The organism is Amycolatopsis sp. NPDC005003, assembly GCF_053600695.1.
In genome coordinates this window covers 94,963-111,032 of the sequence record NZ_JBSGAI010000004.1, presented here as the reverse complement: position 1 = coordinate 111,032, position 16,070 = coordinate 94,963, and the positions used below count along the sequence as shown (strand labels likewise).

At 72.8% G+C, this 16,070-nt stretch carries 17 protein-coding genes; 8 read left to right on the top strand and 9 right to left on the bottom strand.

Translation table 11 applies throughout. The features are described 5' to 3' along the window. Positions 1–3 precede the first annotated feature (3 nt). Positions 4–780, top strand: coding sequence for an alpha/beta fold hydrolase (locus tag ACWED2_RS06405; protein WP_449689399.1), 777 nt, complete (start codon positions 4–6; stop codon positions 778–780). Here ACWED2_RS06405 and ACWED2_RS06400 read toward each other — a convergent pair. The 3 genes from ACWED2_RS06400 to ACWED2_RS06390 form a co-directional block, all read right to left on the bottom strand. Then, the gene (locus ACWED2_RS06400) at positions 764–1,633 is read right to left on the bottom strand and encodes an SGNH/GDSL hydrolase family protein (RefSeq protein ID WP_449689398.1); all 870 of its coding nucleotides are present in this window, start codon (positions 1,631–1,633) and stop codon (positions 764–766) included. The two genes, ACWED2_RS06405 and ACWED2_RS06400, sit on opposite strands and share 17 nt — an antisense overlap. A gap of 213 nt (positions 1,634–1,846) precedes the next feature. Beyond that, on the bottom strand, positions 1,847–2,089 hold the full coding sequence (locus ACWED2_RS06395) for a helix-turn-helix transcriptional regulator (protein WP_449689397.1): 243 nt from the start codon (positions 2,087–2,089) through the stop codon (positions 1,847–1,849). Positions 2,090–2,515: 426 nt separating this feature from the next. After that, positions 2,516–2,791 carry a hypothetical protein gene (locus ACWED2_RS06390; protein WP_449689396.1) on the bottom strand — a complete coding sequence of 92 codons (276 nt, stop codon included), beginning with the start codon at positions 2,789–2,791 and terminating at the stop codon, positions 2,516–2,518. A 425-nt stretch (positions 2,792–3,216) separates the two neighbouring features. On the opposite strand from ACWED2_RS06390, the gene ACWED2_RS06385 reads away from it, so the two are divergent. Next, complete coding sequence (locus ACWED2_RS06385) at positions 3,217–4,179, top strand: hypothetical protein (protein WP_449689395.1); 963 nt, start codon at positions 3,217–3,219, stop codon at positions 4,177–4,179. Position 4,180: 1 nt separating this feature from the next. Here ACWED2_RS06385 and cutA read toward each other — a convergent pair whose 3' ends face one another. Beyond that, the gene (gene cutA / locus ACWED2_RS06380) at positions 4,181–4,507 is read right to left on the bottom strand and encodes a divalent-cation tolerance protein CutA (protein WP_449689394.1); all 327 of its coding nucleotides are present in this window, start codon (positions 4,505–4,507) and stop codon (positions 4,181–4,183) included. 36 nt (positions 4,508–4,543) lie between these two features. Further along, entirely contained in the window at positions 4,544–5,179 is a 636-nt protein-coding gene (locus ACWED2_RS06375) for a class I SAM-dependent methyltransferase (RefSeq protein WP_449689393.1), read from the bottom strand. Positions 5,180–5,254: 75 nt separating this feature from the next. Here ACWED2_RS06375 and folC point away from each other — a divergent pair, with 75 nt between their 5' ends. Together folC and ACWED2_RS06365 are read left to right on the top strand one after the other, a co-directional pair. Beyond that, positions 5,255–6,910 carry a bifunctional tetrahydrofolate synthase/dihydrofolate synthase gene (folC, locus tag ACWED2_RS06370; RefSeq protein ID WP_449689392.1) on the top strand — a complete coding sequence of 552 codons (1,656 nt, stop codon included), beginning with the start codon at positions 5,255–5,257 and terminating at the stop codon, positions 6,908–6,910. A gap of 26 nt (positions 6,911–6,936) precedes the next feature. After that, complete coding sequence (locus ACWED2_RS06365; protein ID WP_449689580.1) at positions 6,937–7,293, top strand: DUF4233 domain-containing protein; 357 nt, start codon at positions 6,937–6,939, stop codon at positions 7,291–7,293. Between the two features lie 4 nt (positions 7,294–7,297). Here the strand turns inward: ACWED2_RS06365 and ACWED2_RS06360 are convergent, their stop codons facing one another. The 3 genes from ACWED2_RS06360 to ACWED2_RS06350 are packed head-to-tail and all read right to left on the bottom strand — an operon-like array spanning position 7,298 to position 9,350. Continuing rightward, positions 7,298–7,600 (bottom strand): ArsR/SmtB family transcription factor, encoded by a 303-nt coding sequence (locus ACWED2_RS06360; RefSeq protein ID WP_449689391.1) that lies wholly within the window; start codon positions 7,598–7,600, stop codon positions 7,298–7,300. Further along, a complete protein-coding gene (locus ACWED2_RS06355) occupies positions 7,597–8,421 on the bottom strand; it encodes a hypothetical protein (RefSeq protein WP_449689390.1) in 825 nt (274 codons plus the stop codon). The genes ACWED2_RS06360 and ACWED2_RS06355 overlap by 4 nt, the downstream gene beginning before the upstream one ends. Before the next feature lie 35 nt (positions 8,422–8,456). Continuing rightward, the gene (locus ACWED2_RS06350; RefSeq protein ID WP_449689389.1) at positions 8,457–9,350 is read right to left on the bottom strand and encodes an SDR family oxidoreductase; all 894 of its coding nucleotides are present in this window, start codon (positions 9,348–9,350) and stop codon (positions 8,457–8,459) included. A gap of 85 nt (positions 9,351–9,435) precedes the next feature. Here ACWED2_RS06350 and ACWED2_RS06345 point away from each other — a divergent pair, with 85 nt between their 5' ends. Then, positions 9,436–10,005 (top strand): TetR family transcriptional regulator, encoded by a 570-nt coding sequence (locus ACWED2_RS06345; RefSeq protein WP_449689388.1) that lies wholly within the window; start codon positions 9,436–9,438, stop codon positions 10,003–10,005. A 25-nt stretch (positions 10,006–10,030) separates the two neighbouring features. On the opposite strand, the gene ACWED2_RS06340 is transcribed toward ACWED2_RS06345, so the two are convergent. Next, on the bottom strand, positions 10,031–12,388 hold the full coding sequence (locus ACWED2_RS06340; RefSeq protein WP_449689387.1) for a penicillin acylase family protein: 2,358 nt from the start codon (positions 12,386–12,388) through the stop codon (positions 10,031–10,033). 124 nt (positions 12,389–12,512) lie between these two features. On the opposite strand from ACWED2_RS06340, the gene ACWED2_RS06335 reads away from it, so the two are divergent. The 3 genes from ACWED2_RS06335 to ACWED2_RS06325 all read left to right on the top strand — a co-directional run bounded on the left by ACWED2_RS06335 (position 12,513) and on the right by ACWED2_RS06325 (position 16,041). After that, positions 12,513–14,060, top strand: a complete 1,548-nt coding sequence (locus ACWED2_RS06335) for an alkaline phosphatase D family protein (protein ID WP_449689386.1) — start codon at positions 12,513–12,515, stop codon at positions 14,058–14,060. Between the two features lie 65 nt (positions 14,061–14,125). Continuing rightward, the gene (locus ACWED2_RS06330; protein WP_449689385.1) at positions 14,126–14,452 is read left to right on the top strand and encodes a hypothetical protein; all 327 of its coding nucleotides are present in this window, start codon (positions 14,126–14,128) and stop codon (positions 14,450–14,452) included. A gap of 5 nt (positions 14,453–14,457) precedes the next feature. Beyond that, positions 14,458–16,041 carry an MFS transporter gene (locus tag ACWED2_RS06325; RefSeq protein ID WP_449689384.1) on the top strand — a complete coding sequence of 528 codons (1,584 nt, stop codon included), beginning with the start codon at positions 14,458–14,460 and terminating at the stop codon, positions 16,039–16,041. Positions 16,042–16,070: the final 29 nt, after the last annotated feature.

Below are 16,070 nucleotides of genomic sequence, written 5' to 3'. Positions count from 1 at the left end.
ACGATGCCGAAAGTGACCCTCGAAGACGCCGTCGTCCACTACGACCGGACCGGCGACGGCCCCGCGTTGCTCCTGCTGCACGGCACCGCCGCGTCCCGCGAACAGTGGGCCCCGCTGACCGCGCGGGCGCACGGCTTCACCGTCCTCGCCCCCGACTTCCCCGGCTCCGGCCTGACCACCGACGACGGCGGCCCGATCACCGTCGAGACCCTCGCCGCCCAGGCCGAAGCCGTCCTGGACCACGCCGGCTGCGAAACCGTCCACGTCGTCGGGCACTCGCTCGGCGGGGTGGTGGCGGCCCACCTGGCCGGCACCCGCCCGGGCCGCGTCCGGACGGCGGTCCTGCACGCCGCCTGGCCGGTCACCGACGTCCGGCAGGACGCCGAGTTCCGCTACTGGCTGGACCTGCTCGAGACCGGGACCTTCACCCGGATGCTCCCGCTGATGGCGTTCGGCCCGCGCTACTGGGAGCAGGCCACCGCGGAGAGCAACGAACAGCTCGTCAAGAGCCTGGAAACGGTGATCCAGCCCGGCGCGGACCGCCAGATCGAGGCCGACCGCGCCGTCGACCTGCGGCCGGTCCTCCCCGCGATCACCGCGCCGGTGCTGGTGCTCGGCAGCGCGCACGACCGGATCGTCACGGCCGGCCAGCAGCGTGCGCTGGTCGCCGCGATCCCGGACGCGCGCGCCGCCGAGATCGACGCGGGGCACGGTGCCCCGGCCGAGCTGCCGGACGAGTTCGCCCGGCTCGTGCTGGACTTCGTCAGCGCAGCGCCTTGAGCACCACCGCGGCCACGCCGGCCATCCCGGCTTTCAGCGGGTGGTAGGCGGCCGCGGCGAAGACGTCCTGGTCCTTGCCGTTGATCCACGCCGCGCCGCCGCGGGCGCAGGCGTCGTGGCCGCGCGACGGGCCGAACGTGTCGACGTACTCGGCGTCCCCGCCCCCGGCCGCGGCCTCGAGGGCCTGGTTCAGGTCGCTCTCGATGCGGTTGAACCAGGCGTAGTCGCCGTCGGCGAACGGGAGGACGTCCGGGCAGTAGCCGCTCTCCGGCACGATCCGCGGGTAGCCGACGACGAGCACCCGCGCGCCGGGCGCGCGCTGGTGGATCGTGGCCAGCACGGCGGCGATCCGCGGCTGGATGGCGGTGATGGCCGTGCCCACCGTGTCGACGCCGTTGGTCGTGAAGTGCTTCTCGCACGGGTTGCCCGTCGGGTCGCTCGCCCGCAGGCCGGGGCAGGTCGTGGTGAGGCTGCTGAACACGCCGAAGTCGTTGCCGCCGATGCCGAGGGTGACCAGGTCGGTGTCGATCCGCAGGGCGTCCAGCTGCGGGGCGTTGGTGCCGTTGAAGGGCACCCGCTGCGGCCGGGTCAGGTTCGTGGTGTCGGCACCGGCGCAGCTGAGGTCGGTGAAGTCGCCGGGCTGCAGGGCGGCCGACACGACCGACGGGTAGTTCGCTGTCGACCGCCCGCAGCCGAGCGGGTCGAGCCGCTGCGCCGGGATGAACGGCCCCGAGGTGAACGAGTCGCCGAGGGCGACGTAGTGGTGGTACCCGGCCGCCGACGCGGCGGCCGCGGTGGTGGTGAGCAGGATGGCTGCCGAGAGGACGGCGACGAGCAGCCGGGTGGCGCGCATGAAGACCCCTGTTCTGTTCCGGAAACGCTGCTCCCACAGATAGCGAGCACCGGACGGCTCGGGGCCGGACTTCACCCGCCAGTCGGGTCACCGTCGCCGTGTTCACGGTAAGTGATCAAGGTGCGCCAGAAGAGCAATGGCCGGCCCCGGCCCGGTTTGCCCAAGACGGGTGGCCGAATCCCGATGTGCCGAGAAGGGCCGGTCACCGGCCGGCTAGGCGTCCGAGAGTTCTTCCCGGCCGCGTTCGGTGAGGAGGTAGCAGTGTGGACGCAGCGGATCGGACTTGGGCCATTCGTCGGTGATCCAGCCGCGTTGCCGCATCACCTGCAGCAGGGGATAGAGGCGTGCGTTGTGCACGCCGACCGCGGCGCGGAGGTCCGCTGCCGAAAAGCGTGCGCCGTGGCCGCCGCTGAGAAATGCCGAGGCCAGCCTGTCCATTTCCCGGGCTGTCCGCATGACCGGATGGTAACCGGTGGGTGTCCACGGCGTCATTCCTCGCCGTCGTTTGTGGGCGGGTCCGGACGCCATCGAAACAGGGTCGAGCGCATCGTGCCGCCGGGTCGGGTGGGGCCGGTGGGTTGCTGTGGCGGGTAGCCACCCGCCGAACCGCAGGCGACGTTGCCCACCCTGCCAGGGACAAGGCAGCTGCCGGTTTGGCGCGGCCGGTTCGCCGGTTCGGTCATCGTTTCGGCCTGTCGTCCGGCGGCGGTGGCTGGATCGGCCGGGGCTGTGGGGCGGGGTTGTCTTCCGTCGGGCGGGACGTTCGGTGGTCCTTGCCCGATACCGGGCGGGTGGGGCCCGCGCCGGCGGTATTGCGTTCCTTCGCCATCTGCGGCCTTTCTCGCCGACGTCGTTGATCCTCCGGCCCCATCAGTTCCGCCGTCAGCGCGCTCGCGCCCCGCGATGCAGACCTGGGTGATTCGGCGGGACGATCCAGCCCAGGGCGCGGCGGTAGGCCACGTCGCAGTACGGGCATTGAGTGGGCACACCGTGGGCGGTGCGCTCCTTCAGCGGCTCGAACTCCGCGGGCGCCGTCGCGCCGCAGAGCATCGTGATGCCCTCACCCGGAACAGGGACCGAAGACAGCGCCGTTCGATGCCACACGCTGTCGATCACCGGGTGAATCGTCGTCGGGTCGATGTGGATCAGCGCCCTCAAGGCCGCCGCCGTGCGTCGCCATCTGTCATGATGACCAGGCAATCAGCATCACCCCGTTACGAGGAGTAGCCGTTGAGGTGGCCAGTCGGCGGGGTGGCCGGAAGAGGGGGCCACGCTTGGTGGCCACGACGCCAGGTGGAGCGTGGGGAGCAGACATGGAGCCCGACACGATCGGCGAGCTGCTCCGTCACCTCCGCGCCCGGTCGGGTCGGTCGCAGGCAGCGCAGGCAGACACCCTGTCGGCACTGTCCGGTCGACCGGTCACCCGGAACGAGGTCTCGCGCTGGGAAGCGGAAAGGCGGTTGCTCACGCCGTTCTGGCAACAGCACTTCGCCGACAGCTTCGCCGTGGACAGCCGGGTACTCCAGGACGCCGTGGCAACCTCACGAGCGGTCCGAAGGCAGGCGAAAGGAGACGACGCTCCGGTGCACAGGCGGAAGTTCATCGGGGCCATGGCGTCCCTCGCGTTGCCACTCGGCCTTGCGCAGCCGCGAACGGAACAGCGGCTCGGGCACGCCGACATCGACCGCCTGCGGCGCCGCACCGCGCGGCTTCGCCGGCTCGACGACGTTCTCGGAGGGGGCGACACCGCGCCCGTTTACACCGCCGAGGTCGCCGTGACACAGAATCTGCTCGACCGCGGCAACTACGGTGGCGACATCGGGCGCGAACTCCACGTGCTGCTCGCCGAGCAGCTGCAGCAAGCAGGCTGGGCTGCGTTCGACCACGGCGATCACCGGCGGGCCGGCCGGCTCTACGACGACAGCCGCCGCGCCGCCGAGCAGGCCGGTGCCCGGGACCTGGCCGGCAACGCCCTCGCGTACGCGGCCTACCAGCAGACGACTCTGGCGAAGAACGGCACTGCGGACGCGGACGCTTCCTACGAGGTCGCGCGCGAGGGCGCCACGCCGAAGGTGGCCGCGTTGCTGCTGTCCAGGAAGGCGTGGGCACACGCGGTCGCAGGCAACGCGCGGCAGGCCGACGCCGCGCTCGCCATGGCCCGTGACGCCCTGAACCGACCCGACGACCGGCCGGAGCCCGATTGGGTGTTCTGGGTCGACGAGGCGGAGGTCGAGATCATGGCCGGCCGCTGCTGGACCGAATTACGTCGCCCGCTGCGCGCTGTCCCTGTGCTGGAACGCGTTCTGGGCGACTTCGACGACACCTGCGCTCGCGACAAGGCGCTTTACTCGACGTGGCTGGCGACCTCGTACCTGCAGGCGCACGAGGTCGAACAGGCCGCCGCGACGCTGCGCCGGGCGCACGAGCTGGCCGTCGGCGTCGCTTCGACCCGCCCGGGCGTTCGGATCGCCGCGGTCGCGCGGAAACTCGAGCGGCACCGAGACGTCCCCGAGGTCGGTCAGGTGCTCGACGAGCTGCGCGCGTGACTCAGTTCTCCGGCGCGGTCGCTGTCTCCAGCCACCTCAGGTAGTCCACCGAGCCGCGTGCCAGCTCGATCCCGCTCACTTCGGGCTTGTCCCAAGGGTGCACAGCCCGGATGTGCTCCGCCAGCTCTTCGTACCGGGCTCCCGTCGTCTTGAACGTCACCACCCACTCCTCGCCCTGTCCGGCCTCGCCGAGGTGCCAGAAGTACGAGGCGACCGGGCCTCGTACCTGTGACGTGGCGGCGAGCCGCTGAGCCACGGCGGAAGAGGCGATCCGGTCCGCCGACTCGCGGTCCGGGGTGGTCGTCATTACCAGCAGGTGGTCAGCCATGCCGCCACCGTAGACGGCGTCAGCGGGCGTGATGCCTCATCCGCCAGTCGGGTCACCGTCGCCGTGTTCACGGTAAGTGATCAAGGTGCGCCAGAAGAGCAACGGCCGGACCGTGCTGCCGGGTAGCAGGCGGGCCGACTCGCGGCGCAGCTCGGCCAGCGTCGGGTAGTCGTCGACGACGGGAGCTTTCGGGCCGTCTTCGGGACCGCCGTTCAGCCGTTCGCCGGCGTAGACGACCAGCCGCGCGAGTGCGTTTACCGGGACCGCCGCGAGGACCCGTGCCCAATCCGACGGTGTGCTGGGCCGAGCCAGGCCGAGCACCACGAGCACCCCGCCCGGCACCAGCGCGCGGCGCAGCTTGGCGACCGTCTCGAACGGCATGTGGTGCAGCGACGCCAGGCACGAGATGTAGTCGTAGTGCGCCTCGGGCAGCGGATCGGTGGTGACGTCGGCCTGCCGGTAGACGATCTCGCCGGGCCCCGGCGACCCCAGTCCCGCCGCCGCCTCGACCATCGCCGCCGAGACGTCGACCGCCTCCACCGCCATGCCGGTCGCGGCCAGCCGCCGGGCGAACCGGCCGGTGCCGCAGCCGACGTCCAGCGCGATCCCCGGTCCCGGCGGCAGCAGGTCCAGCAGCAGCGGGTGGTAGTGGTCGTTGTGGTTGAACGGCATGCGTCGAGAGTGCCACCTCCTCGCGCACGTAGACTCGGAAGGCAAGTGCGAAAACCCCAGGCCGGAGGAGATTCAGTGCCGCAGGATGAGACAGGTCGCAAGCCGGACCTGTCGGATCTGGACAGCTTCGCGGGCGTCGACGAACTGGGGACGTCGGGGTACGAGGAGTCCGACGACCACGACCCGGAACTGGACGTCCGCGACACCGCGTTCGAGGCCGGCGGCGGCTCGCGCGGCGGCATCGGCGGGGTCGGCCAGCTCGGGGACAACCTCGCCACCGGCCCGGTGCCCGACCTGAGTGTGCCCGAGGACGCCGAGCTGCACGAGCTCGACGACCAGGGCGAGCAGGTCCAGTACGGCGATCCGAACGGCCCGGAGGCGCGGCGCGAGCTGATGGCCGTCGAGGCCGAGCTGAACCAGCGCTGGCCGGAGACGAAGATCGAGCCGTCGCTGACCCGCATTTCGGCGCTCACGCAGCTGCTGGGCGAGCCGAACCGCGGCTACCCGGTGCTGCACGTGGCCGGCACGAACGGCAAGGGCTCCACGGCCCGGATGATCGACGCGCTGCTGACCCGGATGGGCCTGCGCGTCGGCCGCTACACCAGCCCGCACCTGCAGCTGGTCACCGAGCGGATCGCGCTCGACGGCCGGCCGATCTCCGCCGCGCGCTACGCCGAGCTGTGGAACGACATCGCGCCGTACGTGTCCATGGTGGACGGTGCGTCGGCGGACGGCGTCGAGATGAGCAAGTTCGAGATCCTCACCGGGATGGCGTTCGCCGCGTTCGCCGACGCCCCGGTGGAGGCCGCGGTGCTCGAAGCGGGCCTGGGCGGCGCCTGGGACGCGACGAACGTCGCGGACGCCGACGTCGCCGTCATCACCCCGATCGGCCTCGACCACGTCGAGTACCTGGGGCCGGACGCGGTGAGCGCGGCACGCGAAAAGGCGGGCATCATCAAGCCCGGCTCGGTCGCGGTGATCGCCGAGCAGGACCCCGAGGTGCTGAAGGTGCTGCTGGAGCGCGCCGTCGAGGTCGACGCCGCGGTCGCCCGCGCGGGCAGCGAGTTCGGCGTGCTGGAGAAGGAGATCGCCGTGGGCGGGCAGCTGCTGAAGCTGCAGGGCCTCGGCGGGGTGTACGACGACGTCTTCCTCCCGCTGCACGGCGCCCACCAGGCCGCGAACGCCGCGCTGGCGCTGGCCGCGGTCGAGGCGTTCTTCGGCGCGGGCAAGGACAAGCAGCTGGTCGTCGAGGCGGTGCGCGAGGCGTTCGCCGAGGTCGAGACGCCGGGCCGGCTCGAGCGCGTCCGCTCGGCCCCGACGGTCCTGCTGGACGCGGCGCACAACCCGCACGGTGCCCGCGCGCTCGCGAAGACGGTGTCCGAGGAGTTCGCCTTCCGCCGCCTGGTCGCGGTGGTCGGCGTGATGGCCGAAAAGGACGCCCACGGCATCCTCGACGCGCTCGAGCCGGTGGTGTCGGACATCGTGGTGACGCGGAACTCCTCGCCCCGCTCGATGCCGCTGGAGGAGCTGAACGAGCTGGCGATCTCGGTGTTCGGCGAAGACCGCGTCGTGGCGGAGACGGACCTGGAGACGGCGATCGAGACGGCGATCGCGCTGGTGGAGACCAACGACGACCCGGAGGAACCCCTGGCGGGCGGCGGCGTGCTGGTCACCGGCTCGGTGGTCACGGCGGGCGAGGCGCGCACGCTGTTCGGGAAGGAGCCGGCGTGACGACACCGGCCAAGCCCAAGGACCCGATGAAGGGCTTCCGCGGCGTGATGTCGGGGACGCTGATCATGGAGGCGATCACGGTCGCCCTGGCCATCCCGGTGGTCAACAAGCTGGGTGGCGGGATCTCGACGGGCACCGGCTGGACGGTCATCGCGGTGGCCGCGCTGCTGATCGTGACGTGCGGGTTCGTCAAGCGCCCGTGGGCGGTGCCGCTGATCCTGGTGTTGCAGGTGGTGCTCATCGCGCTGGTGTTCTGGCTGCCGGCGATCGCGGTGCTGGGCGTGATCTTCCTGGCGGTGTGGCTGTGGCTCCTGTGGCTGCGCCGGGACGTCGCGCGGCGGATGGCGGCGGGGACGCTGGCGAGCCAGCAGCCCCAGCCCTGACCCCTCACGGGTGCTGGCAGGCCCGGACCTCGGTGATGAGGGCGTCCAGCGCGTCCAAGGCGGCAGCCGGCACATCGAGGCGGTAGATCCGGTGCGGACCGGATCGGCTCACCGCCAGCAGCCGGGCGTCGAGCAGGATGCGCAGGTGCCGGGACACCGTCGACTGCGGCAGCCCCAGCACCTCCTGCACCTCCCCGACCGTCGCGGATCCGCCGCGTTCGAGGAACACGCCGATGATCTGCACCCGGGTCGCTTCGCCGAGCGCCCGCAGCACCGGCAACGCCGTGGTGAGCGCGTCCTCGATCACGCCGGCACCCGCTCCAGCAGCGCTTCCAGCTCCCCGGTCGGCAGGCCGTGCCGCCGGCCGAGGTCGACCCAGTCCCGCAGCATCCGGACCGTCTGCGGGCCGTGCCCACCGAAGTGGCCGCGGAGGTAGTGCGGCACGTCGAACGGGGCCAGCCGGGGCAGCACCGTCAGCGCCGCGAGCACGGCCGGCGCGCGGACCGGCCGCGTGCGCGGGCCGGCGAACCCGGCCGCGACGGCGGCACGCGCTTGCGTCGCCGCCGCCGCGAGGCGGCGGGCCGATCGGCGGGCGGCCGCGAGGTCGAAGTCCACGGCGTGCAGCCCGGCCACGACGGGCATCATGGCCGCGGCGGACAGCAACGGCGCCACGACGGGTGCGGTCCGCGACCGGGCGAACAACGACCCGAGCAGCGCCGACGCCGGCCCGGCGACCGTGAACCGCGCTCGTGGCCACAACCACGTCGGATCGGCGCCACCGGCGACGAACCCGGGCACCACCAGGCCCCACGGCCGGTCGCCCGCCAGTTCGCGGAGCCGTTCGACCTCCGACGGCACCTGCGTGACCGCCGCGACGACCGCCGGCCCCTCGAGCAGCTCGGCGACGCCCGGCGAGGCGGGCGAGGCCGTGCTGATCACCACGTCCCAGCCCGGTGCCGGCTCGCCGGCCGCCACCAGGTCGACGGTCCGCCGGGCGGTGCGTCGCCCGCGGGTCTCGACCAGCAGGGACTCCGCCGTCCGCTCGCGCACGGCCAATCCCACCCGATGGGGCAACGACGTTGCCAGCACCCGGGCCACCGGCCCTTGTCCCACCACGAGAACACGCATGCCGAGCACTATATCCGCATATCCGGATATAGTGCTCAGAGGTAGTCGCCGTGCTCGATGTCGTCGAGCAGGCCCGGCTGCTTCGGTGACCAGCCGAGCAGTTCACGGGTGAAGGTGCTGGAGGTGGGGCCGTCGAAGCCGTAGGCCGTCGCCATGAACGGGCTCAGGTAGTGCCGGGCGGCCTCGTCCGGGGTCAGGGAAACGACCGGCAGGTCCAAGCCGTGTCCGATCGTCTCGGCGATGCTCCGGAACGGCACGTTCTCGGCGGTCGCGTGCAGCACGCTGCCGGCCGGAGCGCCCTCCAGGGCCAGGCGGAAGACGACAGCGGCGTCGAGCCGGTGCACCGCGGGCCAGCGGTTGGCGCCGTCGCCGACGTAGGCCGACCGCCCGGTCTTGCGCGCGGTGTCCACGAGCCAGGCGATGAAACCGTGGTCGCCGGGGCCGTGGACGGTGGGGGCGAGCCGGACGACGCTCGCCCGCACGCCGCGCTCGGCGAAGGCCAGGCAGGCCCGCTCGCCGGCGATCCGGAACGCGGCGAGCCCGGCGGTGTCGGGCTCGTCCCGCTCGGTGCTCACGCGGCCGGCGGGCATGACCAGCGTGCCGGACGTGCTCACGAACGGCTTGCCCGAGCCGAGCAGTGTCCGGCCGAGCGTCTCGATCGCGGTCCGGTCGCGGCGGGTCATGTCGTCGGGGTCGCCGAAGTCGCCGCCGAAGGCCATGTGCAGGACGCCGTCGGCGGCTTCGGCGCCGGTGCGCAGGCTGTCGAGGTCCTCGAGCGAACCGGGGTGCGGCGTGGCGCCGAGCGCCCCGAGCCGGGCGGCGGCCGCGTCCGACCGGGCCAGGGCGGTGACGGTGTGCCCGGCCGCGAGCAGTTCGGTGACGACGGCGGGTCCGGTCTGGCCGGATCCGCCGGTGACGAAGACGTGCATGGACTCTCCCACGTAGTGACAGTGACTGACGCTACGAACCCTACCGCGTAGTGTCAGTAACTGTCACTACGGGTAGGCTGAGGGCGTGCCACGCAGCGGAGAAGAAGCGCGCCGCCGCCTCCAGCAGGCGGCGTTGGAGCTGTACCAGGAGCGCGGTTTCGACCGGACCACCACGGCGGAGATCGCGGCGCGGGCCGGCGTCACCGAGCGCACGTTCTTCCGGCACTTCCCGGACAAGCGCGAAGTGCTGTTCGACGGCGAAGCCGCTTTGCGTGCGGATCTGACGGCATCGGTGGCCGATGCGCCCGACGGGCTGCCACCGCTCGGAATCCTGTTGCGCGCCTTCCGGAAGGCCGGGCGGATCGTGGCGGGCAACCGGCCGTTCGCCGAACCGCGGCTGGCGGTCATCGCCGCCACTCCGGCGCTGCGCGAGCGCGATCTGGCGAAGGCCGCGGCGATGAGCGACGCCCTGGCGGCGGCGTTGCGGGCGCGTGGCGTCGCCGGCCGGCTCGCCGCGCTGGCCGCCCACGTCGGCTGGATCACCTTCCACCACGCGGTCGGCGCGTGGATCGAGGAGTCCGCGCGCAGCCTGGACGAGCACCTCGACGAGGCCTTCGCCGATCTGGCCACGTTGTCGGCGGAGGCGAGCGGCTGAGCGCCCGCCTCCGCCGAGCCGGGCGTCAGCGCAGCACGACCACCCGCAGCTCCGGGGACCGCAGGATGTCGGCCTCGCAGAACCGGCCCTTCACCCACTCGCCTCGGCTGTACAACTTCGTCTGATCACTGAAGTGGGGCGACGCCGGGTTGGCCGACTGCGAATACGTCAGCAACGTCGACGAATCCGGGCACCCGTGCCCGCTGAACCCCACCACCTGGATGAAGCTCGACCCGTGCGCCACTTCGGCGTTGCCGCGGGCCGGGTCCCACACCGGCGTCATCACGTTGAGCACGCCGAGGAAGCCCTGGGCGCCGTGGATCGGGATGCGGTCGCCGTTGCGCGTGACGGCTTGGCCGTCGCGCAGCCGCGCGTCCGGGGCGAGGCCCGCCGCGCGCAGCTCGGCCAGGGCGTCACCGAACGCCTTCTGTACGTCCGGGTTGCCGACGTTGAGCGTGTTCGGTGTGGACAGCGGCGCCTTCGGGTCGAACGGCACCGTGAACCGGTCGACATTGGCCAGCCGCGCGCCGAACCGTTGGAACAGCAGCGAACCACGGCTGTCGAGCGAGTACGTGTGGTCCCAGTTCGCCAGCGCGGCGCAGGCCGGGCCGACCGGCACCGGGCCGTCCGACGACGGCGCCTGCCCGCCGGGGAACGACGAGCACAGCTTCGCCAGGTCCGCCGCCGCCAGATCGGCGAACAGGCTGTGGTCGGCGAAGAGCATCTTCTTCATCGAGTCCGGGGTGAACTTGCTCGACTCGGCCGTCAGCAGCGCTTCCCGGGTGCGCGGGGAACGCTCGGTGTCCTGGTCGCTGACGATCCGCGGGAACCCGGTGAGCGGCGCCTCGGCGTTCGCGAGCCAGGCGCTGTCGTTGGCGTTCAGCTCGTAGTCCCGGCGCTGCTGCCGCGGCAGCCGGTCCGGTGCGAAGATCCCCGGCTCGAGCGCACCGGGATCCGCACCCCATTGGCAAGCCGATCGTGAACCGTCCAAAATGGCCAGTCCGTCGCCGGCGAGCGTCTCCCGTCCGATGGGTGTGCTGCACTTCGCGGCCAGCTCGTCGGTGACGTGCGGGACGACCTGGATGTCGGCGTAGAGCGCGTTGCCCGCCCGGTCGGTGGCCATTGTGTTCACCCACGGCACGCCCTGCGTGCCGCTGAGCGCGCGGACGACGTCGGCCGTGCTGCGGGCTTGGTCGAGCTCGAACCACGTGTTCAACCCGCGCAGGTTGGTCGCGTTGGCGTCTCGCAGTGCGTACGCCGACTTCGCGGTCCACGGCATCGGGATTCCGCCGACGTCGTTCAGCACCGGGCCGTACCGCGTCGACCAGAACGTCTGCCGCGCCGGCTTCAGCGAGCCGTCGGCCTGGCGCACCTGGACGGTGACCTCGCGCGAGGTCATCTTCTCGGCCTTGCCGTCCACGACGTACGTCGTCGGGTCGCCGGCCGCCAGCGGCACTTCGAACAGGCCGAAGGTGACCGGAGTGGACACCGTGTGCGTCCAGGCCGCGTCCGCGGTGTGCCCGATCATCACGAACGGCATGCCGAGCAGGCTCGCCCCGGCCACGTCGACCCGGCCGGGGATGGTCAGCTGGCTCTGCCAGAACCGGCGCCCGTCGTGCCACGGGTAGTGCGGGTTGCCGAGCAGCACGCTGCCCTTGCCCGCCGCGGTCCCGTCCGCGCCGACGGCGATGCCGTTGCTGCCCAGGCCGCCCTTGCCGAGCCCGTCACGCAGGCTCGCCGACAGCTGCGCGGGCGTGCCCGGCGCCGGCGACGCCGCACCGGATGGCGGCGCCGCGAACAGCCCTTCGGTGACGAAGCCCAGACCGCCCGTGACGGCGATGGAGTAGAAGTGCCGGTAGAAGTCCTGCTCGCTGATCGGCCGGACCCAGTCCGCGCCGCGGCAGGCCGGATCGGTGATCCCGGACCGGCCGGTGCGGGCCAGGTAGGCGTTGAACCCCTTGACGTAGCCCGAAACGACCTGCCGGACTTCGGGCCGCGGCCCCCGCGGCGCGGGTTGCGCGACCAGCCTGTCGACCACGCCGGAGTCGTTGAGCTGCTGGAAGAACAGGTCGCTGTGCAGGTTGTTCTTCGCCTCGGACAGCGACGGGTAGCCCTCGCCGTCCGGGCCGAAGTACCGCGACCGCTGCGCGCTCACCGTGACGTAGATCTTCGCGAGCTCGCAGACGTTGTCGGTCGCCGCCGCGTAGCCGTACCCGTAGCCGAGGCCCGCGTAGTCCTTGGCGACGATGTGCGGGATGCCGTGTTCGGTGTAGCGCAGGACGGCTTTCGCGCTGTCTTCCCCGGCCGTCGCGACGCCGGTACACAGTGTGGTGACCGAGAGCGCCGCCGCGAAAACGGCCAGCGCCTTCCGGATGTGCGTCATTCGTACCCCCTTGTCGTGATCACCAAGCTACCGACGGCGATCACGTCCGGGTATGGGGGAAAACCCCAATATTCGTTCACCCGCACGCAAGCCGCCGTTGGCCGCGGCGGGATAGAAACCGCGCATGACCGAACATTCCCGCCGCACCCTGCTCAAGGCCGGGCTGACCGGCGCCTCCGCGGTCGCCGCCGGCGTCGCGCTGCCGTCCGCTGCCTTCGCCGCCGTTCCGCTCGTGCGCGCGGACCGGCCGGTGCTCACCCACGGCGTCCAGTCCGGCGACGTCACCCCGGGCTCCGCGATCGTCTGGTCCCGCGCGGACCGGCCGTCGCGCCTGGTCGTCGAGATCGCGCGGGACCCGTCGTTCCGGCACGCCCGTCGCGTGGCCGGCCCGCTGGTGGGCCCGGACAGCGGTGGCACCGGCCGGGTGCGCGTCCCCGCGCTGGCGCCCGGAACCGAGTACCACTACCGCGTCACCGCCGAAGCCCTCGACGGCCGCGGCACGAGCGAGCCGCTGACCGGCCGGTTCGCCACCGCGCCGGCGGGCCGCCGCGACACCCGGATCCTGTGGTCGGGCGACGTCGTCGGCCAGAACTGGGGCATCAACCCGGGTCTCGGCGGGATGACGATCTTCTCCGCGATGGCCGCCCGCTGCCCGGACCTGTTCCTGCACAGCGGCGACACGGTGTACTCCGACGGCCCGCTCACCGAAACCGTCACCCTCCCCGGCGGCCGGACCTGGCGCAACGTCGTCACGCCCGAGAAGTCGAAGGTCGCCGAGACGCTCGACGAGTTCCGCGGCCAGCACGCCTACAACCGCCTCGACGACAACTTCAAGCGCTTCGCCGCGCAGGTGCCCGCCTACGTCCAGTGGGACGACCACGAAGTCCTGAACAACTGGTACCCGGGCAAGATCATCGACAACCCGGCCTACACCGAGAAGCGCGTCGACGTCCTCGCGCCGCGGGCGTACCAGGCGTTCCACGAGTGGCACCCGATCGACTCCCGCCGGGCCGTCGACGGCCGTGTCTACCGCAGCTTCACCTACGGCTCGCGCGTCGAAATCTTCGTCCTGGACATGCGGACCTACCGCAACGCCAACACCGCCGATCAAACCAAGCCGGGCTACATCCTCGGCGACGCCCAGGCCCGCTGGCTCGCCGACGCCCTCGGCCGCAGCACCGCGACCTGGAAGATCGTCCAGGCCGACATGCCGCTGGGCCTGGTCGTCCCGGACGGCGCCAACATCGAAGCCGTCGCGAACAACCTGCCGGGCGCGCCCGGCGGCCGCGAGACCGAGCTCGCCTGGGTGCTGCGGGAGATCCAGCGCCGCCGCGTCCGCAACGTCGTCTGGCTGACCGCGGACGTCCACTACACGGCCGCGCACCACTACTCACCCGACCGGGCGGCCTTCCAGGACTTCGATCCCTTCTGGGAGTTCGTGTCCGGCCCGCTGAACGCGGGCGCGTTCGGGCCGAACACCCTGGACCCGACGTTCGGCCCGCAGGCGGTGTTCGTGCACGCCCCGCCGTCGGCGAACACGTCCCCGATCGACGGCTTCCAGCACTTCGGCGAGCTGAACGTCGACGGCGCGAGCGGCGACTTGACCGTCGACCTCCGGGACGCCACCGGGGCGTCGCTGTGGTCGAAGACACTGCACCCGGCGGGCCGCTGAGGTCCGTTCGCCGATCCACCCGGCCCCGCTCGTAACGCGCGGCGGCCGGGTGGCGTCTGGCGGGTGTGTGGGAGTACGCGTTGTGGGGCCTGGCGGGGGCCGCGGTGAACCGCGCGCTGGTGTTCCTCGAAGCGACCCAGCGGGTGAAGGCCTGGCCGTGGGCCGCCCCGGACGGGCCCGGCGGCGCGCTGTTCGCGGTGGCGCAGGTCCTGCACCTCGGCATCGGCACCGCCGTGACGGCGGCCGCGTCGACCACCCCGGTGGTCGCGAACGGCTTCACGGCGTTCGGCATCGGCGCGGTGGCGCCGCTGGTGGTCAAGAAGCTCGCCGGCTACACGCTGGCCCAGCTGCCCGGCGGGGCCGCGAAGGACGACCCGGGTGAGCAAGCGTGAACGGCGTGGCGAGGAGGCTGCTGGAAGCGCTGGGCGACACGACACCGGCGTTCACCCCGCGGCGGGCCGGAGAGCGGCCGGGCCGGTTGCTCGCGGCGCTCGCCGACACCCCGCTCCGCCGGGACGTCGACGAGTACCGCCCCCGCCCGGCCCGCACCCCGGGGCCCGGGCTGGTGGTGGCCGCGGTCCTGACCGGCTTGCTCGCCGTCGCCGCCGACCAGGCCGCGGTGGGGGTGGCGGCCGTCCGGACCGCCTCCGCGCTCGACGGCCTCGACCAGCTGGCCTGGCCGACCACCCCGTACCTGGCGGCCTTCCTGCTGACGGGCTTGATCGCACGGCGCGCGGCGGACCGCATCGGGATCCGGCGGTGCTTCCTGGTCGCGCTCGCCGCGTTGGCGGCCGGGGCGGCGGCGACGGTGGTCGCTCCCGCGATGCCGTGGCTGGCGGCGACGCGGGCCTGGCAGGGAGCCGCGGCGGGCGCGGTGGCCGTGGTGGCGATCCGGCTCGTCACCGACGTGACAGAGCCGCGCGACCGCGGCCGGTACCTCGGTATCTACGGCGCGGTGTACAGCGCGCTGACGGTGACCGGGCCGCTGCTCGGCGGAGCTGCCGCCGAGGCGGGGCCGCGCTGGCTCTTCGCGGCCGAAGCCGTCCTGGCCACCTTGGGCCTCGCGTTCGCGGCGGCCGTCGTCCCCGGCCGCTCCCCTTCACCGGACCGCGTTCCCACCGCCGGTACCGGTGCGTTGCTGCTCGTGTTCGCCCCCTTGGCCGTGGTGACCGGGGCCGGAGCCCGCTGGGGCTGGGGTTCGGCCGCGGCGGTGCTCTGCTACACGTTGGCCGCGCTGGGCATCGTCGTCTTCGCCGCCGTCACGGTGGTGGCGGGCGACCGCGCCGCCCTGGAGCCGCGGCTGCTCCGCGAACGGTGGTCCGCACCGCCGCTCGTCGGTGCGTTCCTGGCCGGCACGCTCGTCCCCGCGGTGTTCGTCCTGGCCCCGGTCCACCTGCAGGTCGTGCTGGGGTGGTCACCCGTGGCCGCCGGGTTGCTGGTGACGCCGGCCGCACTGGCCATGGTGACCGCCTCGGCGGTCGGGGGCAGGCTGTTCGGCCGCGGCCTCGGCCGAACCGTCGCGGTGACCGGGATGATGCTGGCCTGCACCGGGCTGGGTGCCTTCGCCTGGACCCGGGCCACCGCCGGTGCGGCAGTGCTCGCCGGCTGCGGGATGCTGGCCGGCGCCGGACTTGGGCTGGTCAACCCGGTGCTCACCCAATCGCTGTTCTCCGGGGCCTCGTTCTCGCGGTGGAGCTCGGCGTCCATCGCGCTGAACTTCGCGCGGCAGAGCGGGATGTTCGTCGGGACCGGGGGCTACTTGGCCGTTCTGTTCGCCGCACCGGGCCGCCCGTCCGCCACCGCGACGGCGGTGGCCTTTCTGGCTGCCGCCGTGGTCGCGCTCGCCGCCGTGGTCGTGGCGCTCTTCCTCCGGGACACCCGGTCCGGGTTCGGCCCGCCGGAGGCCACGGACGACCGGGAGCCCCGGCCGGTGCCGCACGCGACCGCCCTGCGCCAGCGCTGGCCGCAGACCGGATTCTGACCTGCGCGGCGCCGCCCGCTAGGCTCGCG